Annotated in this window: 29 protein-coding genes; 14 read left to right on the top strand and 15 right to left on the bottom strand. The window is 67.3% G+C overall.

The genetic code is table 11. From position 1 onward, the window contains the following. Positions 1-215: 215 nt before the first annotated feature. Positions 216-2,528: an ATP-dependent helicase gene (locus SGRAN_RS11520; RefSeq protein ID WP_067183760.1), complete on the bottom strand. Its 2,313-nt coding sequence runs from the start codon at positions 2,526-2,528 to the stop codon at positions 216-218. A gap of 155 nt (positions 2,529-2,683) precedes the next feature. Between SGRAN_RS11520 and SGRAN_RS11515 the strand changes: the two genes are divergently transcribed. Continuing rightward, on the top strand, positions 2,684-3,952 hold the full coding sequence (locus SGRAN_RS11515; protein WP_237234021.1) for an MFS transporter: 1,269 nt from the start codon (positions 2,684-2,686) through the stop codon (positions 3,950-3,952). A 7-nt stretch (positions 3,953-3,959) separates the two neighbouring features. Here SGRAN_RS11515 and rsmD read toward each other — a convergent pair whose 3' ends face one another. After that, the gene (rsmD, locus tag SGRAN_RS11510) at positions 3,960-4,502 is read right to left on the bottom strand and encodes a 16S rRNA (guanine(966)-N(2))-methyltransferase RsmD (protein WP_067183758.1); all 543 of its coding nucleotides are present in this window, start codon (positions 4,500-4,502) and stop codon (positions 3,960-3,962) included. A gap of 2 nt (positions 4,503-4,504) precedes the next feature. Next, positions 4,505-5,335 carry a pseudouridine synthase gene (locus SGRAN_RS11505; protein WP_067183756.1) on the bottom strand — a complete coding sequence of 277 codons (831 nt, stop codon included), beginning with the start codon at positions 5,333-5,335 and terminating at the stop codon, positions 4,505-4,507. Between the two features lie 157 nt (positions 5,336-5,492). On the opposite strand from SGRAN_RS11505, the gene SGRAN_RS11500 reads away from it, so the two are divergent. Together SGRAN_RS11500 and SGRAN_RS11495 are read left to right on the top strand one after the other, a co-directional pair. Next, on the top strand, positions 5,493-5,930 hold the full coding sequence (locus SGRAN_RS11500; RefSeq protein ID WP_067183753.1) for a response regulator: 438 nt from the start codon (positions 5,493-5,495) through the stop codon (positions 5,928-5,930). Positions 5,931-6,054: 124 nt separating this feature from the next. Beyond that, entirely contained in the window at positions 6,055-7,371 is a 1,317-nt protein-coding gene (locus tag SGRAN_RS11495) for an AmpG family muropeptide MFS transporter (RefSeq protein WP_067187049.1), read from the top strand. A gap of 5 nt (positions 7,372-7,376) precedes the next feature. On the opposite strand, the gene SGRAN_RS11490 is transcribed toward SGRAN_RS11495, so the two are convergent. From SGRAN_RS11490 to trpB, 6 genes are all read right to left on the bottom strand, one after another. Then, a complete protein-coding gene (locus SGRAN_RS11490; RefSeq protein ID WP_067183750.1) occupies positions 7,377-8,693 on the bottom strand; it encodes a bifunctional folylpolyglutamate synthase/dihydrofolate synthase in 1,317 nt (438 codons plus the stop codon). Positions 8,694-8,739: 46 nt separating this feature from the next. After that, entirely contained in the window at positions 8,740-9,024 is a 285-nt protein-coding gene (locus SGRAN_RS11485; protein WP_067183749.1) for a GIY-YIG nuclease family protein, read from the bottom strand. A gap of 66 nt (positions 9,025-9,090) precedes the next feature. Further along, positions 9,091-9,942, bottom strand: coding sequence for an acetyl-CoA carboxylase, carboxyltransferase subunit beta (gene accD, locus SGRAN_RS11480; protein ID WP_067108995.1), 852 nt, complete (start codon positions 9,940-9,942; stop codon positions 9,091-9,093). Continuing rightward, positions 9,939-10,727 carry a tryptophan synthase subunit alpha gene (gene trpA, locus SGRAN_RS11475; protein ID WP_067183746.1) on the bottom strand — a complete coding sequence of 263 codons (789 nt, stop codon included), beginning with the start codon at positions 10,725-10,727 and terminating at the stop codon, positions 9,939-9,941. Before trpA ends, accD begins: the two co-directional genes overlap by 4 nt. Then, a complete protein-coding gene (locus SGRAN_RS11470) occupies positions 10,724-11,089 on the bottom strand; it encodes an endonuclease domain-containing protein (RefSeq protein WP_404950374.1) in 366 nt (121 codons plus the stop codon). Before SGRAN_RS11470 ends, trpA begins: the two co-directional genes overlap by 4 nt. Positions 11,090-11,148: 59 nt before the next feature. Further along, the gene (gene trpB, locus SGRAN_RS11465; protein ID WP_067183745.1) at positions 11,149-12,381 is read right to left on the bottom strand and encodes a tryptophan synthase subunit beta; all 1,233 of its coding nucleotides are present in this window, start codon (positions 12,379-12,381) and stop codon (positions 11,149-11,151) included. Positions 12,382-12,474: 93 nt separating this feature from the next. On the opposite strand from trpB, the gene SGRAN_RS11460 reads away from it, so the two are divergent. Beyond that, entirely contained in the window at positions 12,475-13,839 is a 1,365-nt protein-coding gene (locus SGRAN_RS11460) for a Gfo/Idh/MocA family protein (protein WP_210434128.1), read from the top strand. Here the strand turns inward: SGRAN_RS11460 and SGRAN_RS11455 are convergent. After that, a complete protein-coding gene (locus tag SGRAN_RS11455) occupies positions 13,833-14,468 on the bottom strand; it encodes a phosphoribosylanthranilate isomerase (RefSeq protein WP_067183742.1) in 636 nt (211 codons plus the stop codon). The two genes, SGRAN_RS11460 and SGRAN_RS11455, sit on opposite strands and share 7 nt — an antisense overlap. A 98-nt stretch (positions 14,469-14,566) precedes the next feature. Between SGRAN_RS11455 and SGRAN_RS11450 the strand changes: the two genes are divergently transcribed. After that, a complete protein-coding gene (locus tag SGRAN_RS11450; RefSeq protein ID WP_210434127.1) occupies positions 14,567-14,983 on the top strand; it encodes a hypothetical protein in 417 nt (138 codons plus the stop codon). Between the two features lie 168 nt (positions 14,984-15,151). Here SGRAN_RS11450 and pyrF read toward each other — a convergent pair whose 3' ends face one another. Genes pyrF through purB form a run of 3 tightly spaced genes read right to left on the bottom strand, consistent with a single transcriptional unit; the run spans position 15,152 to position 17,529 of the window. After that, on the bottom strand, positions 15,152-15,826 hold the full coding sequence (pyrF, locus tag SGRAN_RS11445) for an orotidine-5'-phosphate decarboxylase (protein WP_067183738.1): 675 nt from the start codon (positions 15,824-15,826) through the stop codon (positions 15,152-15,154). Next, positions 15,823-16,152, bottom strand: coding sequence for a lipopolysaccharide assembly protein LapA domain-containing protein (locus SGRAN_RS11440; RefSeq protein WP_067183735.1), 330 nt, complete (start codon positions 16,150-16,152; stop codon positions 15,823-15,825). Before SGRAN_RS11440 ends, pyrF begins: the two co-directional genes overlap by 4 nt. A 60-nt stretch (positions 16,153-16,212) precedes the next feature. Further along, positions 16,213-17,529, bottom strand: coding sequence for an adenylosuccinate lyase (purB, locus tag SGRAN_RS11435; RefSeq protein ID WP_067183733.1), 1,317 nt, complete (start codon positions 17,527-17,529; stop codon positions 16,213-16,215). Between the two features lie 201 nt (positions 17,530-17,730). Between purB and SGRAN_RS11430 the strand changes: the two genes are divergently transcribed. Beyond that, the gene (locus SGRAN_RS11430; RefSeq protein WP_067108975.1) at positions 17,731-18,225 is read left to right on the top strand and encodes an EF-hand domain-containing protein; all 495 of its coding nucleotides are present in this window, start codon (positions 17,731-17,733) and stop codon (positions 18,223-18,225) included. A 93-nt stretch (positions 18,226-18,318) separates the two neighbouring features. Here the strand turns inward: SGRAN_RS11430 and rnk are convergent, their stop codons facing one another. Together rnk and radC are read right to left on the bottom strand one after the other, a co-directional pair. After that, positions 18,319-18,732, bottom strand: coding sequence for a nucleoside diphosphate kinase regulator (gene rnk / locus SGRAN_RS11425; protein WP_082737215.1), 414 nt, complete (start codon positions 18,730-18,732; stop codon positions 18,319-18,321). A gap of 265 nt (positions 18,733-18,997) precedes the next feature. Continuing rightward, positions 18,998-19,687, bottom strand: coding sequence for a RadC family protein (gene radC, locus SGRAN_RS11420; protein ID WP_067183731.1), 690 nt, complete (start codon positions 19,685-19,687; stop codon positions 18,998-19,000). A 214-nt stretch (positions 19,688-19,901) separates the two neighbouring features. On the opposite strand from radC, the gene SGRAN_RS11415 reads away from it, so the two are divergent. The 8 genes from SGRAN_RS11415 to SGRAN_RS11380 all read left to right on the top strand — a co-directional run bounded on the left by SGRAN_RS11415 (position 19,902) and on the right by SGRAN_RS11380 (position 26,529). Next, complete coding sequence (locus tag SGRAN_RS11415; RefSeq protein WP_082737214.1) at positions 19,902-23,051, top strand: YdbH domain-containing protein; 3,150 nt, start codon at positions 19,902-19,904, stop codon at positions 23,049-23,051. Next, positions 23,048-23,263, top strand: a complete 216-nt coding sequence (locus tag SGRAN_RS11410) for a YnbE family lipoprotein (protein ID WP_067108972.1) — start codon at positions 23,048-23,050, stop codon at positions 23,261-23,263. Before SGRAN_RS11415 ends, SGRAN_RS11410 begins: the two co-directional genes overlap by 4 nt. 28 nt (positions 23,264-23,291) lie before the next feature. Further along, positions 23,292-23,690: a YdbL family protein gene (locus SGRAN_RS11405; protein WP_067183728.1), complete on the top strand. Its 399-nt coding sequence runs from the start codon at positions 23,292-23,294 to the stop codon at positions 23,688-23,690. A gap of 90 nt (positions 23,691-23,780) precedes the next feature. Further along, the gene (locus SGRAN_RS11400) at positions 23,781-24,287 is read left to right on the top strand and encodes an AtpZ/AtpI family protein (RefSeq protein ID WP_404950373.1); all 507 of its coding nucleotides are present in this window, start codon (positions 23,781-23,783) and stop codon (positions 24,285-24,287) included. Between the two features lie 54 nt (positions 24,288-24,341). Continuing rightward, positions 24,342-25,124: a F0F1 ATP synthase subunit A gene (locus SGRAN_RS11395; RefSeq protein ID WP_082737213.1), complete on the top strand. Its 783-nt coding sequence runs from the start codon at positions 24,342-24,344 to the stop codon at positions 25,122-25,124. 41 nt (positions 25,125-25,165) lie between these two features. Continuing rightward, positions 25,166-25,396: a F0F1 ATP synthase subunit C gene (locus SGRAN_RS11390; RefSeq protein ID WP_067108963.1), complete on the top strand. Its 231-nt coding sequence runs from the start codon at positions 25,166-25,168 to the stop codon at positions 25,394-25,396. A 94-nt stretch (positions 25,397-25,490) separates the two neighbouring features. Beyond that, positions 25,491-25,988, top strand: a complete 498-nt coding sequence (locus SGRAN_RS11385; RefSeq protein ID WP_067108960.1) for a F0F1 ATP synthase subunit B family protein — start codon at positions 25,491-25,493, stop codon at positions 25,986-25,988. Next, entirely contained in the window at positions 25,981-26,529 is a 549-nt protein-coding gene (locus SGRAN_RS11380; protein WP_067183722.1) for a F0F1 ATP synthase subunit B family protein, read from the top strand. The genes SGRAN_RS11385 and SGRAN_RS11380 overlap by 8 nt, the downstream gene beginning before the upstream one ends. Positions 26,530-26,569 lie beyond the last annotated feature (40 nt).

Genomic DNA, 26,569 nt, shown 5'->3' with positions numbered 1-26,569 from the left:
GCGAGGTAGCGCTGTGCCATCTGGACCCCGGCTTTCGCCGGGGAACGCTCACCTGTCGGAAGGGGGTAATTGCGAAACAAGTTCAGGGTGACGAAAGGGACAAACCGTGTCGAAATCCGAATCCCTAAAGGCCATAAAGCCGCAAAAAGACACATAATCGATGCGCGTATACAGGGCTTTTGTGGGTCTAAGCCTCCATCGCCCCGCCTGCGCTCTCAGGCGGCGCGGACGAAGCCGTCGAGGACCCGCTTGGTGCCCGCCTGCTCGAATTCGACCTCCAGCTTGTTGCCGTCGACGTCGATGATCTGGCCGTAACCGAATTTCTCGTGAAAGACGCGCATGCCGATCGCCAGGTCGGCGCGCGGCTTCGCGCCGACCGAGGCGGCGGGGGCGCCTTCGCTCGGCGCAGGGGCCCGGGTGATGGTCGAGGACGCGGCCAGCGCGCGCTGCCATGCAGGGCCGCGGGTCGCCGTGCGTGCCGGGCTCTGCGTCGCGACATGCGCGAACGGGTCGCCCTGCGCCGACCAGTTGGCGCGCCAAAGCGAAGCGCCGCCGCCGAAGCTGTTCTCGCTGTCGACGAACTCGGGCGGAATCTCCGCGATGAAGCGGCTCGGAATGCTGCTCATCCACTGGCCGTAGATGCGGCGGTTGGCGGCATGATAGATGCTCGCGCGCTGCCGGGCGCGGGTGATCGCGACATAGGCGAGGCGGCGCTCCTCCTCCAGGCTCGCGGTGCCGCCTTCGTCCATCGCGCGCTGCGACGGAAAGACGCCGTCTTCCCATCCGGCTAGGAAGACATGATCGAATTCGAGGCCTTTCGCGGCGTGGATCGTCATGATGGTGACGGTCTCCGTCTGATCGTCGTTGTCGCGATCCATGACGAGGCTGACATGCTCGAGGAAGGCTTCGAGCGAATCATATTCCTCCATCGCACGGACGAGTTCGGAGAGGTTTTCGAGGCGCCCCGCCGCTTCGGCGCTGCGGTCGGCCTGAAGCATCGCGGTATAGCCCGATTCGTCGAGGATCAGCTGGGTCAGTTCGGGGTGCGGCAGGTCGTTCGCCTTCGCCTGCCAGGTCCGCATCATCGCGACGAAGTTCGCGAGCTGGCGGCGCGCCTGCGGGGTCAGCTCGTCGGTCTCGGTGATCCGCGCCGCGGCATGGAACAGCGGCGTGCGCTCGATCCGGGCGAACTGGTGGATGCGCGACACCGCCTTGTCGCCGAGCCCGCGCTTCGGCACGTTGACGATCCGTTCGAAAGCCAGGTCGTCGGCGCTCGACTGGACGAGGCGCAGATAGGCGAGCGCATCGCGAATCTCCGCGCGTTCGTAGAAGCGGTAGCCGCCGACGATGCGGTAGGGGAGGCCGATGGCGATGAAGCGATCCTCGAACTCGCGGGTCTGGAACTGCGCGCGGACGAGGATGGCGGCGCGGTCGAGGCTGGTGCCGCGGCGCTGGAGGTCTTCGAGCTCCTCGCCGATCCGCCGCGCTTCCTCGGGCCCGTCCCAGACGCCGACCACCCGGACCTTGTCGCCCGCCTCGAGATCGGTCCACAGCGTCTTGCCGAGCCGCCCCGAATTCTGAGCGATCAGCGCCGAGGCGGCGGCAAGAATCTGCGGGGTCGAGCGGTAATTCTGTTCGAGACGGATCACGGTCGCGCCGGGGAAATCCTTTTCGAAACGCAGGATGTTCGCCACCTCGGCGCCGCGCCACGAATAGATCGACTGGTCGTCGTCGCCGACGCAGCAGATGTTCTTGCGCGCCTGGGCGAGCAGGCGGAGCCAGAGATACTGGCTGGCGTTGGTGTCCTGATATTCGTCGACGAGGATATATTTGAAGCGCTGCTGATATTGTTCGAGCACGTCGCGGTGCGTCTTCAATATCACCAGCATGTGGAGCAGCAGGTCGCCGAAATCGCAGGCGTTCAGCGTCTTGAGCCGCGCCTGATAAAGGGCATAGAAATGCTGCCCCTTGCCATCGGCATAGGCTTCGCGGTCCGCGGCGTCGAGGTCGGGCGGGGTCAGGCCGCGGTTCTTCCACCTGTCGATCAGCCCCGCGAGCTGGCGCGCCGGCCAGCGCTTCTCGTCGAGCCCCTCGGCCTGGATGAGCTGCTTGAGGACGCGAAGCTGGTCGTCGGTGTCGAGGATGGTGAAATTGCTCTGCAGCCCCACCAGTTCGGCATGGCGGCGCAGCATCTTCGCCGCGATGCTGTGAAAGGTGCCGAGCCACGGCATTCCCTCGACCGCGTCGCCGATCATCCGGCCGATGCGCTCGCGCATCTCGCGCGCCGCCTTGTTGGTGAAGGTGACGGCCAGGATTTCGGACGGCCACGCGCGCCGCGTCGCGATGATGTGCGCCAGCCGCGCCGTCAGCGCCGCCGTCTTGCCGGTGCCCGCCCCCGCGAGCATCAGCACCGGGCCTTCGGTGGTCAGCACCGCCTGCCGCTGCGGGCCGTTCAGCCCCTGCAGATAGGGCGGGTCCGACGGGTGCGGCGGGGGAAGATCGGGCGGGGAGGCGGGGCGGCTGTTCACGCGCGAACGATTAGGGAACGGCGCCGATGCTGTCCAGTGCAAGGCGGCGGGACGCGGCGGCGCTGCGCGGCGGACGGTCTTTGGTCTTGCGCCGGAGCGCATGATCCGTTCAAAGCGACCCGCCATCACGAAGGGAAGGGGCGCCGCCCGTGGATCTGACACCCTATCGCGCGCAGGCGCGCATCCTGACCGCCAGCCTCGTCGGGACCGCGGTCGAATTCTACGATTTCTACATCTACGGCACCGCCGCGGCGCTGGTGTTCGGGCCGCTGTTCTTTCCGTCCGAATCACCCTCGGCGCAATTGATGCTGAGCTTCATGAGCTTCGGGCTCGCCTTTCTGGCGCGGCCCGTCGGGGCGATCGTCTTCGGCCATTACGGCGACCGCATCGGCCGCAAGTCGACGCTCGTCGCCTCGCTGATGCTGATGGGCGCCTCGACGCTGCTGATCGCGTTCCTGCCGACCTATGCGATGGTCGGCTGGGTCGCGCCGCTGCTGCTGTGTATCCTGCGTTTCGGACAGGGATTCGGGCTCGGCGGCGAATGGGGCGGGGCGGCGCTGCTGGCGGTCGAGAATGCGCCGCCGGGCTGGCGCGCGCGCTTCGGCATGTTCCCGCAACTCGGCGCGCCGGTCGGCTTCATCGCCGCCAACGGCCTGTTCCTGCTGCTCGGCCTGTGGCTCAGCGATGCGGAGTTCGCGGCGTGGGGCTGGCGCATCCCCTTCCTCGTCTCGGCGGTGCTCGTCGGGCTCGGGCTCTGGGTGCGGCTCAGGATCGGGGAGACGCCCGCCTTCGCCGCTGCGCTGGAAAGGCAGGCGCCCGTCGCGGTGCCGCTGGGCGAACTGTTCCGCCGCCACCTCGTCCCGACGCTCGCGGGCACCTTCGCGGTCGTCGCCTGCTTCGCGATCTTCTATCTCGCGACCAGCTTCGCGCTGGCCCACGGGACGACGGCGCTCGGCTATCCGAAGGAGCAGTTCCTGCTGATCCAGCTCGGCGCGATCCTCTTCATGGCGGTGGGGATCGTCTATGCCGGCTACCGGAGCGACGCGGTCAGCGCGCAGCGGGTGCTGACCTGGGGGTGCGGCGCGACGATCCTCGTCGGCCTGCTGTTCGGGCCGTCGCTGGCGTCGCAGTCGTGGCTGCTCATCTTCCTCGGGCTCGCGGCGTCGCTGTTCGTCATGGGGCTGGTCTATGGCCCGCTCGGCAGCTGGCTGACCGCGCTGTTCCCCGTCGAGGTGCGCTACACCGGCGCGTCGGTTGCCTTCAACGTCGGCGGCATATTGGGCGGCGCGCTGGCGCCGATCATCGCGCAGGCGCTCGGCGACTGGGGCGGGACGCGGGTCGTCGGCCTCTATCTGGCGCTGGCCGGGGTCGTCAGCTGGATCGGGCTGCTGATGGTGCGCCGGCAGGGCGCCGCCGCCGGCTGAACGACGGTCAGGCGCGGCGCAGCAGGGTCAGCTTCGCCTTGCCGACGCGGCGTTCCGCTTCGATCGCGAAGCCGGCGACATCGACCGCTTCCCGGTCGGCGGTCTCGATCGAAACCCAGCTGTCGGGGCCGGCCCAGCCGAGGCGGGCCAGCTTGTCGAGCGCGACGCTGCCGGCGCCGGTGCCATAGGGCGCGTCGAACAGCAGCAGGTCGCAGGCGCGCGGCGCGGGACCGAGGGAAAGGACCGATCCGGCGCGTATCTCCGCGCGCGGCCCCGCACCCAGCGCCGCGAGGTTTTTCCGCAGCGCGTCGAGCGCGTCCCTGTCCTGCTCGCCGAACAGGCAGTGCGCGGCGCCGCGCGACAACGCCTCGATGCCGAGCGCGCCCGAGCCCGCGAACAGGTCGGCGACGTGCAGCCCCTCGAAACTGCCGAGGCGGCTCGCGAGCATCGAGAACAGCGTCTCGCGCGTGCGGTCCGCGGTCGGCCGCGTCGCATCGGTCCGGGGCGCGAGCAGCTTGCGGCCGCGCCATTCGCCGGCGATCACCCGCATCCTCAGCCCATCCGCCGGCGAAACTGGAACAGCGCGTCGCGCGGCACGATCTCGACCGCGCCGCTGTCGAGCCCATCGAGGGAGAAGGCGCCGTAGCGCGTCCGGATCAGCCGGCTGACCTGCAAGCCCAGATGTTCGAGCACGCGGCGCACCTCCCGGTTCTTGCCCTCGGTCAGCGTCAGTTCGATCCACTGGTTGCGCCCGGTGCGGCGTTCGAGGTTGGCGTCGATCTTTCCATAGCGGACGCCGTCGATGGTGATGCCGAGCGCCAGTTCCTCGAGCTGCGCCTGGCTGATCTCGCCGAAGGCGCGCGCGCGATAGCTGCGTTCGACCCCGCTCGAAGGCAGTTCGAGCTGGCGCTTGAACTCGCCGTCGTTGGTCAGCAGCAGCAGCCCCTCGGTGTTATAGTCGAGCCGTCCCACCGGCATCAGCCGCGGCAGGCCTTTGGGCAGGATGTCGTAGATGGTCTTGCGGCCCTTGGGGTCGCGCGCGGCGGTGAGGCAGCCCGCCGGCTTGTGGAAGCGATAGAGGCGCGTCGAAACCGGCTTCGCGACCGGATTGCCGTCGACCGTCAGGCCTTCGAGCGAGGAGAGCAGCGGCGCTGGCTGCGCGATCGCCCTGCCGTTCAGCGCGATGCGGCCTTCCTCGATCATCCGCTCGACGTCGCGGCGCGAGCCGACTCCGGCGCGGGCGAGCAGCTTGGCGATCCGCTGCGGCCCCTCTTCCTCGCGTTCGGCGGCGACAGGGGGGCGGGGTTGCGCGGAACGCGCGGCGCGGCGGCCGCGCGGTGCGGCGGGCTGAGGGGCGGAGCGGGGCGGTCGGCGTGTCGTCATCGGAACGCAAGCGGCTTTCATGGCGTTGAGGGGGGAAGGAAACTGTGGCCTTGTGGTCACGCTCATAGCCGGAAACGCACCGCTTCGTCGATGGCATGCCGAAGCGATATTGCAGGACGGGCTAGAGCGCGCCATGGCGCCATCGAAGGGAGTTTTCATGCTCTTTGCGTCCCGCCCGTCGTGCATCAAGCGCCTGCTGATCGTCGAAGACGATCCGCTGATCGCGTTCGACAACGAACGGACGCTGAAACACGCGGGCTACGACGTCGTCGCGACGGTCGATTCGGGCGAGGCGGCGGTGGCGGTACTGGCGATCGACCAGGTCGACGCGCTCGTCCTAGACCTGAATCTCGCGGGCCACATGACGGGGCGCGAGGTTGCCCGGATCGCACGCGATCGCGGCATTGCGGTGCTGCTCGTCACCGGCCTGCCGCCCGAGGATGCCGCCGAGATCGCGCTCGCCTGCCTCGCCAAGCCGCACGCCGCCGCCGCGCTGATCGGCGCACTGCGCGCGATCGAGACGATGATCTGCCTGAAGAAGAAGCCGCGCAAGATCAGCGGGCTTCAGACCTATTGGCGGCCCGAGGCAGCCTGAGTCGACCGGCCGCCGCCGCGATCCGTCGGACCGCCAAATCACCGCTTCCAATTTGGCGCCAAGGCTTTAGGCCTTCATCACTCGATTGCCGGGGAAGGAGCGCCAGGTGCAGCCGCAGGAAACCATGACGCCGCCCCCGCAGGGATGGTGGGCCAGCGTCCACCCCTATCTGGAGCGGGCGCCGATCGCGGCCTTCCTGCTCGGTGTATCGTCGGGTTTTCCCTATGCGATGATCGGCGCGACGCTGACGACGCGACTCGCGCAGGACGGCATCGACAAGAAGACCGTCACTGCCTTCACGCTCGCCTTCCTCGTCTACAATCTCAAGCCGCTATGGTCGTGGGTCGTCGACGGGGTGCGCCTGCCGCTGCTCGGGCGGATGGGGCAGCGCGTGTCGTGGATCATCCTGTCGGCGGTGCTGGTGATGGCGGCCGTGGCCAATCTGGCGTTGCAGGACCCGCAGGCCGACATTTACCGAACCGCCGTCGCGGCGATCCTCGTCGGGCTGGCGGGTGCGACCTTCGACATCGTGATCGACGCCTACCGCATCGAGATACTGAAGCCCGAACAACTCGGCATCGGGTCCGGCATGAGCCAGTATGGCTGGCGCATCGGCTCGGCGAGCGCCGGCGCGCTGGCGCTTTATCTCGCGGCCCGGCACGGATGGGAGCCGGCCTATCTGGCCTGCGCGCTGTTCGCCTTGCCCGCGGTCGTCGCGGCGCTGTGGGTCGGCGAACCCGAGCGACACCGCGATCCGACCGAACGCCGGGGCGGCAGCGCGATCATCCAGTCGATCGTCGGCCCGTTTGTCGAGTTCTTCCAGCGCCACGGCGCGCTGCTCGTCCTCCTCTTCATCCTCGTCCACAAGATCGGCGACACGCTTGCAAACCTGACCTTTCGCCTGCTGTTCGACGATCTTGGCTACACCAATGACGAAATCGCCATCTATGATGTCGGGATCGGATTCTGGGCCTATCTGATCGGCATCTTCATCGGCGGCATCCTGTACGCCCGCATGGGAATGAAGCGCTCGGTCCTGCTCAGCCTGGTGCTGATGGCGGTGTCGAATTTCAGCTTCGCGCTGCTCGCCGCGACCGGCAAGAGCAATTGGGGAATGGCGGGCGCGATTGGGTTCGAGAATTTCGCGAGCGGCATCGGCGGCGTGGTGGTCGTCGCCTATTTCTCGGCGTTGTGCGACCTGCGCTTCACGGCGGCCCACTATGCGCTGATTTCATCCGCAGCGAGCATCATCGGGCGCTTCGTCACCGGGACGACCGCCGGCGCGCTGATCGAGCAGTTCGGCTATGTGCAATTCTATCTGCTCACGACCGCCGCGGCGGTGCCGGGAATCCTGCTTTTCTGGTGGATGATGCGAACCGGGCTCGTCGACCTGTCGGTTGGCTCGGCCGGGAAAGCAGAGGGTGAAACCGCACCCGGATAGGCGCTTCAGTCGGGCAGTTCCCCGTTCGCGCTGAGCACTTCGCCCGCGAGATAGAGCGAGCCGGCGATCAGCACGACCTCGCGCGCCGGATCGACCGTCAGCGCGCGCAAGGCGGCTTCGACGTCCGTGACGGATCGCGCTTCGGATCCGAAAGCCGTTGCACCATGATGCTCGTGCCCGGGCACGGGCACGACGGTCAGCGAAGCGAGGCGGCCGCGCAGCGGATCGAGGATCGCCTCGGGATGCTTGTTGGCGAGCATGCCGGCAATCAGATGGATACGGCGCGGTTCGCTGGCGAAATGCCGCGCAAGCTGGAGGCCGGCATCGCCATTGTGCGCACCGTCGAGCCAGACCTCGGTCGCCGGCGGCAGCAGCCCGGTCAGCGGCCCCGTCCCCAGTCGTTGCAGGCGCGCGGGCCAGAAGGCGCCGGCGACGCCGCGCGCGATGGTGTCCGCGTCGGGCTTCGGCCCCGGCGCGATATGGAGCATCGCGATCGCCAGCCCCGCATTGCGCATCTGATGCAGCCCGGCCATGCCCGGACGCAGCACCTCGGCCAATGTCCCGTCCATCGACGTCCAGCGAAAGGCGTCGCCGACGGGCTCGACCGACCAGGATTCGCCCTCTGCGAAGGGAACGACACCGGCCTCCTCGGCGCGGCGCGCGATGACACTCTGTACGGCGCGCGGATAGGCGAGCGTCGCGAGCGCGCTGCCCGGCTTGACGATCCCGGCCTTTTCCCATGCGATCCGCTCGGCGGGGGCGGACGGCGTTCCGGCCTCGGGGGCGAGCAGGAAGGCTTCGTGATCGATGCCGAGCGAGGCGATGCCGCACACCGCGGGCGCCGGGATGATGTTGGTCGCGTCGAGGCGGCCGCCGAGCCCGACCTCGAGGATGCAGTCGTCGGCGGGATGGCGCGCAAAGGCGAGAAAGGCGGCCGCGGTGGTGACCTCGAAGAAACTCGCCCCCAGGTCGGCGGCTTCGTCCAGCACCTCTTCGAGCAGCGCCGCGAGCAGCCTGTCGTCGATCAGCGCCCCGCCGATACGGATCCGCTCGTTGAAGCGGACGAGGTGCGGGCTGGTGTAGGCGTGGACGCGGCGGCCGCTCGCCTCCAGGATCGCGCGCAGATAGGCGCAGGTCGACCCCTTGCCGTTGGTCCCCGCGACGTGGAAGGTGCGCGGCAGGCGCTCGTGCGGATTGCCGAGACGGCGGCACAATTCGGTAATGCGCTCCAGCCCGAGGATGTCGCGTCCCGGCGACAGCGCGGCGAGGCGGTCGAGCTGCGTCTGGACGGCGGGGTCGGCGGAATGGGCGTGGTCGGGCATTATACGGCTTTGTCATTCCCGCGGACGCGGGAATCCATGGTCGATGCTATCGGTTGAGATCGAACCACAGATCGCGCCAATCGGGGTTCTGCGTCTCGATCAGTTGGATTTTCCACGCGCGATTCCATTTCTTGAGCCGCTTTTCGCGTTGTATCGCATCGCGGATGTCCTGAAATTCTTCATAATGGACGAGATGCTTCACCCGATATTTTTGGGAGAAGCCGGTCAATTGCCCCTCGCGATGTTCGTAGGTTCGCCGGATAATGTCGTTGGTCACGCCAATATAGATCGTGCCGTTCTTTTGGCTGGCCATGATATAGACGTAATACAATCACGACACCTCGGATCATGGATTCCCGCGTTCGCGGGAATGACAAGATGAGGAGGATGCCTGGGATCAGGCCGCCTTTTCGGGCGCCAGATAGGCGATCAGGCGGCCGAGCGTCGCGGGCAGCTCCTTGCGGTGCACGACCATGTCGATCATCCCATGTTCGAGCAGATATTCGGCGCGCTGGAACCCCTCGGGCAGTTTTTCGCGGATCGTGTTCTCGATCACGCGTTGCCCCGCGAAGCCGATCAGCGCGTTGGGCTCGCTGATCTGCACGTCGCCGAGCATGGCATAGCTGGCGGTGACGCCGCCCGTCGTCGGGTCGGTGAGAAGGACGATATAGGGCAGCCCGGCGCGGCGCAGACGGGCGAGCGCGACGGTGGCGCGCGGCATCTGCATCAGCGACAGCGTGCCCTCCTGCATTCGTGCGCCGCCCGCCGCGGTGATCGCGACATAGGGACAGCCACGCCGGATCGCCTGCTCGACCCCGGCGACGAAGGCCTCGCCGACCGCGACGCCCATCGAACCGCCCATGAAGGCGAAATCCTGCACACCGATCACCACCGGGCGGCCATCGATGCGGCCGAAACCGTTCTGATAGGCATCGCGGTCGCCGGTCTGCGCGCGCGCCGCCTTGATGCGGTCGACATATTTCTTGGTGTCGCGGAACTTGAGCGGGTCTTCGGGCGCGGCGGGGGCGGGCAGAACCTCGTAAAGGCCGCCGTCGAAAAGCTGCGCGAAGCGTTCCTTGGCGCCGATGCGGTCGTGATGGTCGCAGCGCGGACAGACGTTCAGATTGTCCTCCCACTCCTTGACGAAGACCATCTGCTGGCACTGGCGGCATTTGTGCCACAGATTGTCCGCCGTATCGCGCTTCGCGGCGAAGGGCAGGGCGTTGCGGACGCGTTCGAGCCAGCTCATGCGGCATTCTCCTTCGCGCCGTGAATAGCATCGGCGAGGGTGCGGGCGAAAGCCTCGACATGCGGCGCGGCGGCATCGCCATGCGCGGCGATGATCTCGACCAGCGCCGATCCGACGACGACTCCGTCGGCGACTTTTGCGATCTGCTCGGCCTGTTCGGGGGTGCGGACGCCGAAGCCGACCGCGACGGGCAGGTCGGTGGCGGCCTTCAGGCGCGCCACCGCATCCTCGATGCTCGCCTGCGCGGCCTGCTGGAGCCCGGTGATTCCCGCGACCGAGACATAATAGAGGAAACCCCCCGCACCGTTCAGCACGTCGGGCAGGCGCGCCGCATCGGTGGTCGGCGTGGCGAGGCGGATCGGGGCGACGCCCGCGGCGCGGAGCGCGACACCAAGGTCCGCGTCCTCTTCCGACGGTATGTCGACGCAGATCACACCATCGACGCCCGCTTTCGCGCATTCGGCGGCGAACCATTCGGGCCCGCGGATCGTCATCGGGTTGGCATAGCCCATCAGGACGAGCGGCACTTGCGGATGGCGCGAGCGAAAGGCGGACGCGATGGCGAAAATGTCGGCGGTGGTCGTGCCCTTGCCGAGCGCGCGCAGGTTGGCGGCCTGGATCGCTGGGCCATCGGCCATCGGATCGGTGAACGGCATGCCAAGCTCGATCACGTCGGCGCCCCCCGCGACCAGCGCGTCGAGATTGGCGGCGGTATCGCCGTCGCCCGCGGTGATGAAGGTAACGAGCGCGGGGCCTTTGGAAAAGGCCGAAGCGAAGCGAGTCATAGAGCCCTCTCCCCTTCAGGGGAGAGGGTTGGGAGAGGGGGAGTCAAGAACGACGCAAGCTGCTCCAGAACCCCATCCATATTCGTCAACACGTCGCGGTTGGTAAATCTGATCACTCGATAACCCTGTTCTTCGAAATAAGCCGTCCTGGCCCGGTCATATGCCTCCTGACCTGCATGCGTGTCGCCGTCGATCTCTATCACCAGCATCGGCTCTCTGGACGAGAAATCGGCGATATACGGACCAATGACCTTTTGTCTGCGGAATTTGATTCCTTGAAAACGTGCCGCACGCAGTTCGAGCCACAAGCGGGTTTCGGGCTCGGTCTGTTCGCGGCGCATCTGCTTGGCGAACTCGATCAACTTTCGGTCCCGCATTCGTCCCCCTCTCCCAACCCTCTCCCCTGAAGGGGAGAGGGTTTTTAGAGCGCCACCCCCAGCGCATCCGCGACCGTGAAGATATCCTTGTCGCCGCGGCCCGAGAGGTTGACGATGATGATCTTGTCCTTGCCCAATGTCGGCGCGATCCGTTCGGCGGCGGCGATGGCGTGGGCCGACTCCAGCGCGGGAATGATGCCTTCCAGCTTCGTCAGCTTCTGGAAACTGGCGAGCGCCTCCGCATCGGTGACGGGTTCGTAGCGAACGCGCCCGATGTCGTGCAGCCAGGCATGTTCCGGACCGATGCCGGGATAGTCGAGGCCCGCCGAAATGCTGTGCGCCTCGGTGATCTGGCCGTCCTCGTCCTGCAACAGATAGGTCTTGTTGCCGTGAAGGATGCCGGGCCGCCCGCCCGCAAGGCTGGCGGCATGTTTCCTGTCGAGGCCTTCGCCCGCGGCCTCGACGCCGACGATCTCGACCTCGGCATCGTCGAGGAAGGGATGAAAGAGTCCGATCGCGTTCGATCCGCCGCCGACGGGCGCGATCAGCATGTCGGGCAGGCGCCCTTCCGCCTTCAGGATCTGCGCCTTCGCTTCTTCGCCGATCACCGACTGGAAATCGCGGACGAGCTCGGGATAGGGGTGCGGGCCGGCGACGGTGCCGATGATGTAGAACGTATCGTGGACGTTGGCGACCCAGTGCCGCAGCGCCTCGTTCATCGCGTCCTTCAGCGTCTTCGCGCCCGATTCGACCGCGACCACCTCGGCGCCGAGCAGCTTCATGCGGAATACGTTGGGCTGCTGCCGCGCGACGTCGACCGCGCCCATGAAGATGGTGCACGGCAGGCCGAACAGCGCCGCGACGGTCGCGGTCGCGACGCCGTGCTGCCCCGCGCCGGTCTCGGCGATGATCCGCGTCTTGCCCATCCGTTTCGCAAGCAGGATCTGGCCGATGCAATTGTTGATCTTGTGCGCGCCGGTGTGGTTCAGATCCTCGCGCTTCAGATAGATTTTCGCGCCGCCCAGATGGGCCGTCAGCCGCTCGGCATGCCAGAGCGGGCTCGGGCGGCCGACATAATGTTCGAGCAGATGCTCGAACTCGGCCCTGAACGCCGGATCGGCCTGTGCGGCGCGATATTCGCGTTCGAGGTCGAGGATCAGCGGCATCAGCGTTTCGGCGACATAACGGCCCCCGAAGGCGCCGAAATGACCGCGCGCGTCGGGCCCGGTGCGCAGGCTGTTCGATAGGGCGGAGCGGGGGGGAACGGCTTCGGTCATGGCTGGCTGTGTCCCTTAGGCGCTATGACGCCCTTGTCCATAGCCTCGATGCGCTTCAAACAGCGGTGAGGGACACGGCAAGGAGGCAGACGGATGAGCGGGGGCATGAATCGGCGCGAATTGTTGATGGCGGGCGGCGCGGCGTTGGCGACGGCGGCGGCCGCACCGGCCATTGCGCGGGACCGCGGCGGATCGCGGCTGCGGATCGGCATCATCGGCACCGGCGAGCGCGGACGCGTGCACCTGCGCGAACTGCTGCGCCGCGACGACGTTGACGTGACCGCGATCGCCGACATCGATCCCTTCGTGCTCGAAGCCGCCAAGGGGCAGTTCGATGCGGCGGGAAAGCCGCGCCCCGCCAGCTTCACCGGCGACGCCGAGGCGTGGCGTGCGATGCTGAAACCCGGAACGCTCGACGGCGTGCTGATCGTCACGCCGTGGGAATGGCACAAGCCGATGGCGATCGCGGCGATGGAGGCGCGCGTCGCGGTGGGGTGCGAAGTCGTCGCCGGCATCACGCTTCAGGACCATTGGGACGTGCTGGCGGCGCATGAGGCAACGCGCACGCCTTATATGCTGCTGGAAAATGTCTGTTATCGCCGCGACGTCATGGCGGTGCTCAACATGGTGCGGCAGGACCTGTTCGGCGAGATGATCCACCTCGAAGGCGGCTATCAGCACGATCTGCGCGACGTGAAATTCAATTCGGGCATTCCCGGCCGTCCCTATGGCGGCGGCGCCGAATTCGGCGCGAAGGGCTGGTCGGAGGCGCGCTGGCGCACCGACCACAGCGTCCGGCGCAACGGCGACCTCTATCCCAGCCACGGCATCGGCCCCTGCGCGATGTGGACGAATATCAACCGCGGCAACCGTTTCACCCGGCTGACCAGCTATGCGAGCAAGGCGCGCGGATTGCACGATCATGTGGTCGCGCAGGGCGGCGCGGACCACCCCAATGCGGCGGTGCGTTTCGCGCTGGGCGACGTCGTGACGACCAGCATCGCCTGCGCCAATGGCGAAACGATCCGGCTGACCCACGATACCAACCTGCCGCGTCCCTATTCGCTCGGTTTTCGGGTGCAGGGCACGCGCGGATTGTGGATGGACGTCGCCAAATCGCTCTACATCGAAGGCCGCAGCCCCGAACCGCATCGCTGGGAGCCGGCGGAGACGGTGCTCGGCCAGTACGACCATCCGTTGTGGAAACGTCACGCCGACCAGGCGGTCGGGGCCGGGCATGGCGGGATGGACTGGTTCGTTCTCAACGCCTTTGTCGAGGCGCTGAAGGCCGGCGCGCCGATGCCGATCGACATTTACGACGCGCTGACGTGGAGCGCGATCACGCCGCTGTCCGAACAGTCGATCGCAGAGGATAACCGGACGCTGGAGTTCCCCGACTTCACGCGCGGCGCGTGGCGCGAGCGGCGGCAGGATTTCGCGCTGGGCGACGCCTATTGAGCGGCGCGCACCGCCGCGCAGAAAGCAGCGATCCGGTCCAGGTCCTTGACCCCGGGCGCGCTTTCGACGCCTGAGGAGACATCGACGAGCGGCGCGCGCGTCGCCGCGATCGCGGCGGCGACATTGTCGGGAGTCAGGCCGCCGGCGATGCCCCAGTCGATCGTGTGGCGGTGGTTGGCGAGCAGCGACCAGTCGAAACGCGCGCCGTTGCCGCCGGGCAGCGCCGAGGCGGGGGCATCGAACAGGATGCGGTCGGCGATGCCGCGATATTTCTCGATCCGCTCGAGCGTCCCCGCGTCCTTGAGCCCGATTGCCTTCCATATCTCCGCCGGAACCAGCCGCTTTACGACCCCCAGCCATTCGGGAGTCTCGGTGCCGTGGAACTGGACGACATCGGGCCACACCGCGGCGAGCGCCTGCCCGGTGAGTTGCTGCGAGGCGTTGACGAGCAGCAGCACCACCTTGACATGCGCCCCGGCACGGCGCCGCAATTCGGCGGCGGTCCGAAGGTCGACATGCCGCGGGCTCGGCTCATAATGGACGAGCCCGATATAGGCCGCGCCCTGTTCGATGGCCGCATCGACCGCTTCGGGTGTCGAGAGACCGCAGATCTTGATGAGTGGTGGCATGCGGGGGTCTTTGGGCTGCAAATGGCATCAAGGCAACCGCAGATACCTATGGTTGGCAGCACGCCGGTCATGGTACAGCCTCGCAGGGGGAGGTTGCGATGCACCGCATATTATGGATGCTTTTGTTTCTGGGCCTGACGGCCTGCAATCCTGCGAACATGGCCACCGATGTCGCCGCCTCGGAAAAGGCGGTCGATGCATTTCACGACGACGCCAATGCCGGAAAATTTGACGACATCTACTTTGCTTCCGGCGAGGAAATGCAGCGTTCGGCGGATGTCGCGGAATTCGAGGAGTTTCTTGGTGCCGTGCAGCGCAAGCTGGGCAAGGCGGGAAACACGACGCAGCGAGGATGGCAGGTCAATATCGTGAACGGGCGGACCATGACGGTCCTGAATATGGAGACGATCTACGAAAAAGGCCGCGCCGTCGAAACTTTCACATTCAAATCTTCACCGAATGGACCGGTGCTTGTCGGCTACAACATTCAGTCCCCGGCGCTTGTTATCAACTGACGCCTGGGACGGATCGCTATTGGAAGATGGCGAGCCGGAGTCGAAGACGACCACAGGTCAAAATGGTGGTTTTCCGGGACCCGCAGCGCAGCGTGCTGACGGCACGTGAGCAGCGGAAGCACGAAAAGCCGCCATTCGCAGGCCGGCAGAGCTGAATGTCGATCCGGCCTAAAGCGTCGCCTCGATCGCGCGCGCTGCGAGGTCGGGGTCGTCGGACTGGCTGATCGGGCGTCCGACGACGAGGATCGAAGCGCCGTCGGCCATCGCCTCGGCCGGGGTGACGACGCGTTTCTGGTCGCCCAGCTTGCCGTTGGCGGGGCGGACGCCGGGAACGACGAAGAAGCCGCCGGGCCAGGCTGCGCGCGCGGCCTTGACCTCCTGCCCCGAGCAGACGATGCCGTCGAGTCCGGCGCTGCGCGCCAGCGCCGCGAGGCGCACCACCTGATCGTGCGGGGTTCCGCCGACGCCGATGTCGTCTAGGTCGGGCGAATCGAGGCTGGTCAGCACGGTCACGGCGACCACCTTGGTGTTCGCGCCCGCCGCCGCTTTCGCTTCCTCCATCATCGCGCGGCCACCCGCGCCATGGATGGTCAGGATCGCCGGTTCGAGCGGGCGGAGCGCCTGGATCGCCTTGGCCACCGTGTTCGGAATGTCGTGGAGCTTGAGGTCGAGAAAGATCGGCAGGCCGAGCTTCGCCATTTCGAGCACGCCATGATGCCCGTTGGCGCAGAAGAATTCGAGCCCGAGCTTCAACCCGCCGACATGATGGCGGACCTTCTGCGCCAGCGTCTGCGCGGCGTCGAGGTGCGGCGTGTCGATGGCGAGATAGAGCGGCGACGTCATGCGGACTCCAGGGGCGAGGGCGGGATATCGTTGACGGGCACGGTCGGAGGCGCGGGGTCGGTGGGGCGATTGGCCATCGCGCGCAGGTCGGCGAGCTGGCGCTCGCTCGCATCGAGACGGCGCTTCAGCGACCAGCGCGTCGCGCGCAGGGCGATCCACGTCGGCAGGCTGCCCAGCGCGAAGGCGACCAGCACGATCACCGGCAGCTTGGTCTCGGCTTCCCAGCCCGGCCAGATGGTCACCGTCACCGCGTTCCAGTTCGCAAAGGCGAACAGCAGCAGGACGATGGTCAGCAGGACCCAGATGATGGTGCGCAGGATTCCCACTGTTCCGCTCCTTGCTTGGCTTTGGACGGTTTCTAGGCGACTTCGGCCCCGGACGCCAGCCTATGCGGCTCCAAAGACGCGCGCGAAGATCGTATCGACATGCTTCATGTGATAACCGAGGTCGAACAGGTCCGTGAGTTGGTCGGCGGACAGGCGCGCGGTCACGTCGGCATCGGCCTTCAGCAGGTCGAGCAGCGACAGCTGCCCGTCCGATTCCCAGACCTTCATCGCATTGCGCTGGACCAGCGCATAGCTGTCCTCGCGGCTTGCGCCCGCCTGCGTCAGCGCCAGCAGGACGCGCTGCGAATGCACGAGCCCGCCCATGCGATCGAGATTCTTCTGCATCCGCGCGGGATAGACGAGCAACTTGTCGACCACGCCGGTCAGCCGCGCGAGCGCGAAGTCGAGCGTGACCGTCGCGTCGGGACCGATGAAGCGCTCGACCGACGAATGGCTGATGTCGCGTTCGTGCCACAGCGCGACATTCTCCAGCGCCGGAGTCACCGCGCTGCGCACCATGCGTGCAAGCCCGGTCAGATTCTCGGTGAGCACCGGGTTGCGCTTGTGCGGCATCGCCGACGAGCCCTTCTGGCCCGGCGAGAAATATTCCTCGGCCTCCAGCACCTCGGTGCGCTGGAGGTGGCGGATCTCGACCGCGAGCCGCTCGATCGACGAGGCGATGACGCCGAGCGTGGCAAAGAACATCGCGTGGCGGTCGCGCGGGATGACCTGGGTCGAGACGGGCTCGATCGCCAGGCCGAGCTTTGCCGCGACATGCGCCTCGACGCGCGGGTCGATATTGGCGAAGGTGCCGACCGCGCCCGAAATGGCGCAGGTCGCGATCTCGGCGCGCGCCGCGATCAGGCGGGTCCTGCACCGCGCGAATTCGGCATAGGCTTCGGCGAGCTTGAGCCCGAAGGTGACGGGTTCGGCGTGGATACCGTGACTGCGGCCGATCGTCGGGGTGAGCTTGTGCTCATGGGCGCGGCGCTTGATCGCCTCGAGCAGCGCGTCGAGATCGGCGAGCAATATGTCGGCCGCCTGCGTCAACTGCACGGCAAGGCAGGTGTCGAGCACGTCGCTCGACGTCATGCCCTGATGCATGAAGCGCGCTTCGTCGCCGACATGCTCCGCGACCCATGTCAGGAAGGCGATGACGTCATGCTTCGTCACCGCCTCGATGGCGTCGATCGCCGCGACGTCGATCGTCGGTTCGGTCGCCCACCAGTCCCACAATGCCTTGGCCGCCGATTGCGGCACGACGCCCAGTTCAGCCAGCGCGTCGGTCGCGTGCGCCTCGATCTCGAACCAGATGCGATAGCGATTCTCGGGCGACCAGATCGCGGTCATCTGGGGTCGGGCGTAACGCGGAACCATTGAATTTCCTTCCTTTTGCGGCGCCTTGTCGCGTTATGCAGGCGGAATCGCGACCAGCCGCCCCCTAGCAGGGGCAGGCGGCTACGCCAATCGGGCGCCTGCGGCAACTTTCGCGGCGCGCGGGCGGTTGTTCTCATGCCCCTTCGAACCAAGGCCGCGGGTTGTCGAATCCGGCCCCGTCGCCGCCAATGGAGACAGATCATGTTGAAACATATGCTTTTGATCGGCGCGGCCGCGGTGAGTTTCCCCGCGTTCGCGCAGACGGAAACCCCGCCGCCCGACGATGCGACGCAGACCGCGCCCGAAACGATGCCGCCGGCCGACACGACCGCACCGGCACCTGTCGAACCGGACACGCCGCCGCCGGTGGACGACATGACGGCCCAGCCGGCTCCGTCGAGCCCGCCGCCGCAGTCGAGTCCCGCCCCGTCGGACGGCGCCGCGACCCCGAGCCAGATCGCGCAGATCGTCGAGCAGGAATTCCCCACCTATGACGGCGATGCGAACGGCGAACTCAGCGAGACGGAATTCTCCGCCTGGATGAAGAAGCTGCGCACCGCGACCGACCCGACGGTTGATCCGGAATCGGAGCAGGTGAAGAGCTGGGTTGCCCAGGCGTTCGGCGCCGCCGATGCCGACAAATCGGGCGGCGTCAGCAAGACCGAACTCATCGGCTTCCTGTCGCGCGGCGCCTGAATGCGTCCCTGACCTGAACCAGGTCCCAGACACGGCGGAACAGCCGTCGGAGCGATCCGGCGGCTGTTTCCGTTTGCCCGCGGTCCGCGTGGATCAGGCGGCTTCGGCCTGTATGACGCGGACGATCGACAGATTATGATCCTGCCCGTCGCGGTCGGGCCAGCGGATGGTCTGGCCCTCGCGCAGGCCGATCAGTCCCGCCCCGACCGGGGTCAGGATCGAGATGCGGCCCGCGGAGATATCGGCGTCGCGCGGGTAGACGAGTTGCAGGGTCCGCGTCGCGCCGCTGTTCTCGTCGACGAACTCGACGGTCGAGCGCATCGTCACGACATCGGACGGAATGCGCTCGGCCTTGTGGATGGTGGCGCGCGCGATTTCGTTCAGCAGCATTTCGCTGACCTGCGGCAGATCGTCTTCCTTGGCGATAGCAAGGTCGGTCAGCGCGTCGGCTTCGGTATCGATCATGTGGATGGGCGGCCGGCGGGTCGCCTTGCTGTTGGTCGTCATGGGTTCTTTTTTTCCGAAAGAGGATTGCGGGCGAGGCTCGGCTGCGCCGCTGGAATCGGGTTGGGTGGATTTTCGCCCCGGGTTCGGGGCAGGAGGCACCGGACCCGGGGCTAGAGGCCCACGAGAATCTGACCCGCGCGGAGGTCGAAACGGGAAGGGGTGCACTGAGTCGGCATGGCGCGATGATGTCGTGCCGCGCAGCGCAAGTCAAACATTCCGATGGCGTCGCGACGCGGGTCGGGGCCGGACGTGCGTCCGCGCCGCCTTACAACAGGCCCATCGCGCGGAAGCTGCGATGATCGCCGCCGCCGATGATGATGTGATCGTGGAGCGTGATCCCCAGCTTCCGCGCCGCCTCCGCGATGTCGCGGGTGATCGCGATGTCCTGCCGGCTCGGTTCGGGGCTGCCGCTCGGGTGGTTGTGGACGAGGACGATCGCCGCCGCGCCCAGTTCGAGCGCGCGCTTGACGACCTCGCGGACATAGATGGCCGACTGGTCGATCGATCCTTCGCTCATCACCTCGTCGCGGATCAGCATGTTGCGCGCGTTGAGGTAGAGGACGCGGACGCGTTCGATGTCGATCGGCCCCATGTCGGCGCGCAGCCAGTCGAGCAGCGCGTCCCAGCTCGACAGCAGGGGCCGGTCGCGAAATTCGCCTTTCAGCATCCGCAGGCTCGCCGCCTGGACGATCTTCAGCGCCGCGACCGCCGTGTCGCCCATGCCGGCGACGCGGCGCAGCGATTCGGGATCGGCGCTGACGAGCTGTGCCAGCGAGCCGAATTCGCGCAGCAGGGCCTTGGCGAGCGGCTTCGTGTCGCGGCGCGGGATGGCGAGCGCGAGCAGATATTCGACCAGCTCGTAATCGGCCATGCCTTCGGCGTCGCCGAGCAGGCGCGCGCGCAAGCGGGCGCGATGACCGGCGTGATCCGGGATCGGGGCGGGCGCGTCGGCCATGTCGGGACCGGAATAACCGCCTTGTGAGGCACGCTCAACGGTCATAGAAACGCTTTTGCTTCGATGCGGTGCAATATCTTGCAGCGAAACGGGAATTCCGGCGTTGCTGACAGGAAGGGCAGACCGGGGACGGGGAACGGGCGAGATTGGAATATGACCGCATGACGTCATCGCCGGTTTCGCGATCCGCCACTTTTTCATCGCGGTCACGCGCATGAGCGAACCTGTCGCTGCAGATTCGGCATCGCGGCCCCGGCTCCGCAAGCGCTGGATTGCGGGCGGCGCATTGATCGCGATCGCGGCGGGCCTGTGGTTCGCGCGCGCGCCGATCGCCGACAGCTTCATTCGCGACCAGCTCGACCAGCGCGGGGTTCCCGCGCGCTACACGATCGAACGGATCGGTTTCCGCACCCAGCGGCTGACCGACATCGTCATCGGCGATCCCGCGCGTCCCGACCTGACCGCGCGCCGCGTCGAGGTCGTGCTCGATTGGGGCTTCACCGGTCCCTATGTGGCGCGGATCGACGCCGAAGGCGTGCGTCTCTACGGCGCCTTCGCCGACGGGCGCCTGTCTTTCGGCGCGCTCGACAAGTTCCGCGATCCGACGAGCACGTCGCCCTTCGTGCTGCCCGATCTGGCGGTGACGCTCACCGATGCGCGCGCGCGCGTGGGGACGCCGTGGGGCGCCGTCGGCGCGGCGCTGAACGGGAAGGGCAATCTGCGCCGGGATTTCGACGGAAGGCTCGCGCTGGTCGCGCCGACACTCGCCGCGGCCGGGTGCAGCGGTCGCGACGTCAGCTTTTACGGCCGCGTGCGCGTGCGCGACGTGCGGCCGCAGCTTGTCGGGCCGCTCCGCGGCGCAAGCCTCGCCTGCGCCGGGGGCAAGCTGACGGCTGCGTCGCCGCAGATTGCGCTCGATCTCTCGCTGTCAGAGGATCTGCGCCAATGGCGGGGCACCGCCGATGCCAGCATTGTCCGGCTCGCGGCGGGACCGGCGGCGGCCGAACGGATCGGCGCCCGCGCGCAATTCTCGGGCGACGCCGGTCGCACCGCGATCAGCGTGGAGGCAGCGATGGCGGGGCTGCGCGCTGACGCCGTCACCGCCGAGCAGGTGGCGCTGACCGCCAGGGCCACGGTCGGCGAACAGGCGCCGAAGGTCGACGGCGAATTGACATTCGCCCGCGCCAGCGCCAGCGAAGCGCTGCGGCGCGCCATCGTTCAGGGTGGCCGTTCGGTCGATGGCAGTCCGGTCGGCCCGTTGGCGGAGCGCGCGGCGACGGCGCTTGCCGCCATGCTCGCCGAAACCGGAGGTAAGGCGCGATTCGCGCTGGCGGGGGAGGGCAGATCGGCCCGGATCGAGCTGATCGCTCCCGAATTGCGCGGTGCCAGCGGCGCTTATTTCACCGGCAGCGACGACAGCCGCATCGCCTATCTGCTGGGGGCGTCCGAGCCCGCCGTGATCGCCGCCGGACAATGGGCCTTCGGCGGCGGCGGCCTGCCGTCGGGATCGCTCCAGCTCGACCGGCACACGGATGGCACGATCGCCGGCGTCGCAACGGTCGAACCCTATGCCGCCGGCGGGGCGCGCCTTGCGCTGGCTCCGGTGCGATTCTCGGGCGGCGCGCTGCTGCGTTTCGCGACCCGCGCCGAGCTGTCGGGCCCGGTCGGCGATGGGCGCGTCGAGCGGCTGTCGGTGCCGCTCGCCGGCGTGCTGGCGCCGAACGGCGCGCTCGCGCTCGACGGCGGCTGCACGCGAATCGGCGCCGATCGGGTCGATGTGGGCGGGTTCCGGCTGGCCCCCACGCGAATCGACTTGTGCAGCCGTCCCGGCGCGCCGCTGCTGAGCGCCGGGCCGCAGGGGCTGCGCGGGCATATCCGCGTGCCGGGCATCGCGCTGCGCGGGACGAGCGGGACCTCGCCCTTCGCTTTCGATGCGCGCGGTGCCGACATCGATCTGGCCGCGATGCGCTGGGCGCTGGCCGGCGCCGAGGTGCGGCTGGGCGAGGGGGACAGCGCGACGCATTTCGCCGCCGCATCGCTAACCGGTCGCCGGGCGGCGCAGGGAATGGGTGGCGACCTCAAGGGCGCGGGCGGCAAGATCGGCGCCGTTCCGCTCATCCTGTCCGACATTGCGGGGCCGTGGCGCTGGGGCAGCGGCGGGCTGACGCTCGACGGCGGCGTGCGCCTGACCGACGCAGAGCCCGATGCGCGCTTCTTTCCGCTCGTCGCCGACGGCGCGCGTCTGCGCTTCGCGAACGGCACGATCGATGCCGAGGCGGCATTTCGCGAAGAGAAGAGCGGGCGATCGGTCGTCGACACGACGATCACCCACCGGCTCGACAGCGGCAGCGGCGCCGCCGACCTCAAGGTCCGCGAACTGCGATTCGACGACCGGTTCCAGCCCGATCAGCTCACCCGCCTCGCGCTCGGCGTCGTCGCCAACGTCCAGGGATCGGTCGTCGGCGACGGGCGGATCGAATGGACGCCCGATGGCGTCACCAGCCACGGCACCTTCGCGACCGCCGACGCGAATCTGGCCGCTGCCTTCGGTCCGGTGACGGGACTGACCGCGACCTTGACCTTCGACGATCTGATCGGCCTGCGGTCGGCGCCGGGGCAGGTGGCCCGGATCGACGAGATCAATCCAGGCATCCCGGTGATCGGGGGAACGATCACCTATCGGCTGCTCGGCGACAATCGCGTGCGGATCGACGGCGGGCGCTGGCCGTTCGCGGGCGGCGAACTGTCGCTGCATCCGACGACGCTCGATTTCAACGCCAGCCAGACGCGGCGCCTGTCGTTCGACATCGTCGGCGTCGATGCGGCGATCTTCCTCCAGCAGTTCGGCTTCGACAACATCAACGCGACCGGCCTGTTCGACGGGACGCTGCCCGTCGAGTTCGACGGGCTCGGCGGGCGCATCGTCGGCGGGCGGATCGATGCGCGCGCCGGCGGCGGGACGCTCGCCTATGTCGGCGAACTGTCGAACCACAATCTGGGCGCGATCGCCAATTTTGCCTTTGGCGCGCTGCGATCGCTCCAATATGACGACCTGACGATCATATTGAACGGGGATCTGGACGGCGAGATGGTGACCGACATCCGCTTCGGCGGCGTGGGGCAGGGCGAGGGCGCGACGCGCAATTTCCTGACCAAACAGATCGCCCGATTGCCGCTGGTCTTCAACGTCAAGATCCAGGCGCCCTTCCGCCAGCTCATCACATCGGCCAAGGGATTCTACGATCCGACGCTGCTGATCGAACAGAATCTGTCGACCCTGTTGCGCGTGCAGGAAGAGGCCGAAGCCGCGGCCGCCGCCGCATCGAAACCCGTTCAGCCCCCAGAAAGCGAGCCCATGCCATGACCGCCATCAAGACCGGAGCAAGGAGGCATGCCATCGGCGCGCATGCTCTGGCGAGCCTGATCCTTGCACCTGCCCTCGCGGGTTGCGTACAGATCGACACGCCGGACAAGCCGATCGAGATCAACCTGAACATCAACATCAAGCAGGAAGTTGTGTATAGGCTGGATGGCGATGCCAAGAAGCTCATCGAGCAGAATAGCGAGATATTCTGACGCGAACTGGATTGGGGACACAAAAGAGATGCGTGTGAAACAGTGGAAACCCGGCGCGATGGCGATGGCGGCGATTGCCGCGACAGCCGCGGTGGCGGTCGCCGTTCCCTCGGCGATGGCGCAGCGCGATCCGGCCTATGAACAGGCACGGGCCGACGGCCAGATCGGCGAGCAGCCCGACGGCTATCTGGGCTTCGTGTCGACGCCGACCGATGCGGTGCGCAAGCTCGTCACCGACATCAACATCAAGCGCAAGGCCGCCTATACCAGCAATGCGCCGCAGGGCAGCACGGTCGAGCAGTTCGCCTTCGCGACCGGGTGCAACCTGATCGCGAAGACCAAGCCGGGCGAGAAGTACAAGGCGCCCGACGGCCGCTGGCTGACCCGCGACAGCGGCGCGCCGGTCCGGGATTCGCGCTGCCCCTGAGATCACAGCTTCGCAGCGCCCGCGGGCGCTTGATGCCGCCGCGCCCCTAAACGCGGCGGCATTTTTGCGTCCGCAAGAGGCGCGCTCCGAATGATATTGCCGCAGCGCAGCAAGATTAAGCCGCGCGTTCGTGTGCGGGCATTGACTTCATGGGGCGGCGTTTCTAAACGGACCGCGCCTCAGGGGTCCCCCGATTTTTCGGGCCTTTTTTCGCAGGCAGAATCGGGGCATTCCGGTTCTGTTTCAGGAGGATGGCGGAAGATGACGGGGAATGGCAGCGATCCGGAACCAGCTTCGGAGGATTCGCGCCTGGTCTCGCTCGAAGAGCGATTGGACCGGGCCGAAGCCGCAGAAGCCAGGCGGGCCGGGGTCAGCGCGCCCGAATCCGACGCCAATTATCGGCTCGGAAACCGGGTTCTGGCCGAATTGCTGGGCGGGATGCTGGGCGGTGCGTTGATCGGCTGGCTGATCGACCGCTTCGCCGACACCTCGCCCTGGGGTTTGTTGGGGATGCTGGCTCTCGGGGTCGTCGTCGCCTTCAGGAATATCTTTCGGATCGCCAATGCCGCATCGCGCGACAAGGGCGGCTCGGCATAGGCTCAAGGTTCAGCCCGGCACCGTCAGGCGCGGGGATAGTTTGGAGTGACGCGCGTGTCCGCAGAGGCCGGTAAATTCGACCCGATGCACCAGTTCACCGTCGAACCGATCGCGAAGCTGTTCGCGGTCGAGGGACGGGAGGTGTGGCTGACCACCAGTGCGGTCTGGATGGCCGCCGCCGCCGTCATCCTGTGGCTCTTCATGCTCGGCGGCATGAAGCGGCAGCTCGTTCCGGGGCGCTGGCAGATGGCCGTCGAAGGTTTCACCGGTTTCGTTTCGTCGATGATGTCGACGAACATCGGACCGGAAGGGCGCAAATACACGCCCTATGTCTTTTCGCTCTTCATGTTCATTCTGTTCTGCAACGTGCTGGGAATGGTGCCTTTCGCGCTGGCTGGCCTGCACCCGCTGACCGTGACGAGCCACTTCACCATCACCGGCATCCTCGCGATCCTGTCCTTCGCGATCGTGCTCGTCGTCGGCTTCTGGCGCCACGGGCTGCATTTCTTCTCGCTGTTCGTCCCGCACGGCACGCCGTGGCCGATGATCCCGTTCATCGCGCCGATCGAATTCGTGTCGTTCATGGTGCGCCCGTTCAGCCTCGGCCTGCGACTGTTCGTCGCGATGACCGCCGGGCACGTGCTGCTGGAGGTGTTCGCGAACTTCATCGTCCAGAGCTCGGGCGCCGGTGTCGCGATCGGGCTCCCGGTCGGCATCGCCAGCCTCGCCCTGATGGTCGGTATCAGCGCGCTCGAGCTGCTGGTCGCGGGCATCCAGGCTTATGTTTTCGCCCTGTTGACCTCGCTCTATATCAACGACGCGGTCAATCTTCACTAATCCCGTTTCAATCCAAACGTTTATCTCAAGGAGTTAAGTTCATGGACGCACAAGCAGCGACGCTCATCGGTGCCGGTCTCGCCGCGATCGGCGCCGGCATGGCCGCGATCGGCGTGGGCAATGTCTTCGGCAGCTTCCTGGAAAGCGCGCTGCGCAATCCGGCGGCGGCCGACGGTCAGCAGGGCCGCCTGTTCATCGGCTTCGCCGCGGCGGAGCTTCTGGGCCTGCTGTCGTTCCTGATCGCGATCCTGCTCTATCTGAAGGCGGCCTGACGGTCGACGCCGCGCCGGTTCCGCCTTGTGGCGGGACGGCGCGGCGGCCTTTCGGCGCGCGTGCGCCGGGCAGTCGTCAATCGGAAGAAGAGAAATGCCACAGATCAACCAGCTTGCGGAAAATTGGTTCTTCGCATCGCAGCTTTTCTGGCTCGCGCTGATTTTCGGCGCGGTTTTCGTGGTGATCGGTCTCGGCATGTATCCCAAGATCGAGGCGACCGTCGACGCGCGCGACCGCAAGATCGCCGACGATCTGGCCGCGGCCAAGGCGGCGCACGCCTCGGCCGACGGGCTGGAGGAACAATATCGCCAGCAGAGCGACCTCAGCCGCGCCGCCGCGCAAAAGGCGGTGCAGGATGCGAAGGACAAGGCGGCGCGCGACGCCGAAAAGCGCCTTGCCAAGGTCGATGCCGAACTGGCGGAGAAAATGACGGCGGCCGAAGCCGATGTCGCCGCGGCGCGCGGATCGGCGATGGCCGAGATCGAATCGGTCGCGGCGGAAGCGGCGAGCGAACTCGTCGCGAAGCTGTCGGGTGTGAAGGTCGCCGCCGCGGACGCGAAGCAGGCGGTGAAGGCGGTGCTCCATGGCTAATCTGACTCTGGTCCTGTCCGAAGCCGCCGGTGCGGCGCATGGCGGCGGCGCGGCGGGCTCGATCCTGTCGTCGCCGAGCTGGTGGGTTGCACTGGCGATGACGATCTTCCTCGGCGTTCTCGTCTGGAAGAAGGCGCCCGCCGGGATCGGCGCGATGCTCGACAAGAAGATCGCCGAAATCGCCAGACAGCTCAGCGAAGCCGAACAGCTCCGGCTCGACGCCGAATCGCTGAAGGCCGAATATGAGGCGAAGCTCGCCCACGCGGCGAAGGAAGCCGATGACCTGCGCGCCCGCGCCGAGGCCGAGGCCGAGGGGCTCGTCGCCAAGGCGAAGGCCGACGCGACCGCGCTGATCGGGCGCCGCAAGCAGATGGCCGAGGACCGCATCGCGGCCGCCGAAGCCAGCGCGCTCGCTGATGTGCGCGAAGCGGCGGCAAAGGCCGCCACCGACGCGGCGGCCGCCCTGATCGCCGCCCGGCACGATGCCAAGGCGGACGCGGCCCTCGTCGATCAGGCGATCGCGGCGGTCGCCAAGGGCTGACCGTTCGACATCGTCGAAGCCGACATTGCCGATTCAGGAC

It is taken from the genome of Sphingopyxis granuli (genome assembly GCF_001559015.1).
GTDB lineage: Bacteria > Pseudomonadota > Alphaproteobacteria > Sphingomonadales > Sphingomonadaceae > Sphingopyxis > Sphingopyxis granuli.
This window is presented reverse-complemented; position numbering and strand designations above follow the sequence as displayed.

Bases quoted from the DNA above. Each gene is read 5' to 3' on its own strand.
- SGRAN_RS11400 (WP_404950373.1), top strand. From the start codon at position 23,781: ATGATATTGCCGCAGCGCAGCAAGATTAAGCCGCGCGTTCGTGTGCGG.
- SGRAN_RS11390 (WP_067108963.1), top strand. From the start codon at position 25,166: ATGGACGCACAAGCAGCGACGCTCATCGGTGCCGGTCTCGCCGCGATC.
- SGRAN_RS11450 (WP_210434127.1), top strand. From the start codon at position 14,567: ATGCACCGCATATTATGGATGCTTTTGTTTCTGGGCCTGACGGCCTGC.
- rnk (WP_082737215.1), bottom strand. From the start codon at position 18,732: ATGACGACCAACAGCAAGGCGACCCGCCGGCCGCCCATCCACATGATC.
- SGRAN_RS11405 (WP_067183728.1), top strand. From the start codon at position 23,292: ATGCGTGTGAAACAGTGGAAACCCGGCGCGATGGCGATGGCGGCGATT.
- SGRAN_RS11455 (WP_067183742.1), bottom strand. From the start codon at position 14,468: ATGCCACCACTCATCAAGATCTGCGGTCTCTCGACACCCGAAGCGGTC.
- trpB (WP_067183745.1), bottom strand. From the start codon at position 12,381: ATGACCGAAGCCGTTCCCCCCCGCTCCGCCCTATCGAACAGCCTGCGC.
- SGRAN_RS11490 (WP_067183750.1), bottom strand. From the start codon at position 8,693: ATGCCCGACCACGCCCATTCCGCCGACCCCGCCGTCCAGACGCAGCTC.
- radC (WP_067183731.1), bottom strand. From the start codon at position 19,687: ATGGCCGACGCGCCCGCCCCGATCCCGGATCACGCCGGTCATCGCGCC.
- purB (WP_067183733.1), bottom strand. From the start codon at position 17,529: ATGGTTCCGCGTTACGCCCGACCCCAGATGACCGCGATCTGGTCGCCC.
- pyrF (WP_067183738.1), bottom strand. From the start codon at position 15,826: ATGACGTCGCCGCTCTATCTCGCCATCGACACGCCGCACCTCGACGCC.
- SGRAN_RS11415 (WP_082737214.1), top strand. From the start codon at position 19,902: ATGAGCGAACCTGTCGCTGCAGATTCGGCATCGCGGCCCCGGCTCCGC.
- SGRAN_RS11385 (WP_067108960.1), top strand. From the start codon at position 25,491: ATGCCACAGATCAACCAGCTTGCGGAAAATTGGTTCTTCGCATCGCAG.
- SGRAN_RS11495 (WP_067187049.1), top strand. From the start codon at position 6,055: ATGACGCCGCCCCCGCAGGGATGGTGGGCCAGCGTCCACCCCTATCTG.
- SGRAN_RS11500 (WP_067183753.1), top strand. From the start codon at position 5,493: ATGCTCTTTGCGTCCCGCCCGTCGTGCATCAAGCGCCTGCTGATCGTC.
- SGRAN_RS11410 (WP_067108972.1), top strand. From the start codon at position 23,048: ATGACCGCCATCAAGACCGGAGCAAGGAGGCATGCCATCGGCGCGCAT.
- accD (WP_067108995.1), bottom strand. From the start codon at position 9,942: ATGAGCTGGCTCGAACGCGTCCGCAACGCCCTGCCCTTCGCCGCGAAG.
- SGRAN_RS11505 (WP_067183756.1), bottom strand. From the start codon at position 5,335: ATGACGACACGCCGACCGCCCCGCTCCGCCCCTCAGCCCGCCGCACCG.
- SGRAN_RS11430 (WP_067108975.1), top strand. From the start codon at position 17,731: ATGTTGAAACATATGCTTTTGATCGGCGCGGCCGCGGTGAGTTTCCCC.
- SGRAN_RS11460 (WP_210434128.1), top strand. From the start codon at position 12,475: ATGAGCGGGGGCATGAATCGGCGCGAATTGTTGATGGCGGGCGGCGCG.
- SGRAN_RS11380 (WP_067183722.1), top strand. From the start codon at position 25,981: ATGGCTAATCTGACTCTGGTCCTGTCCGAAGCCGCCGGTGCGGCGCAT.
- trpA (WP_067183746.1), bottom strand. From the start codon at position 10,727: ATGACTCGCTTCGCTTCGGCCTTTTCCAAAGGCCCCGCGCTCGTTACC.
- rsmD (WP_067183758.1), bottom strand. From the start codon at position 4,502: ATGCGGGTGATCGCCGGCGAATGGCGCGGCCGCAAGCTGCTCGCGCCC.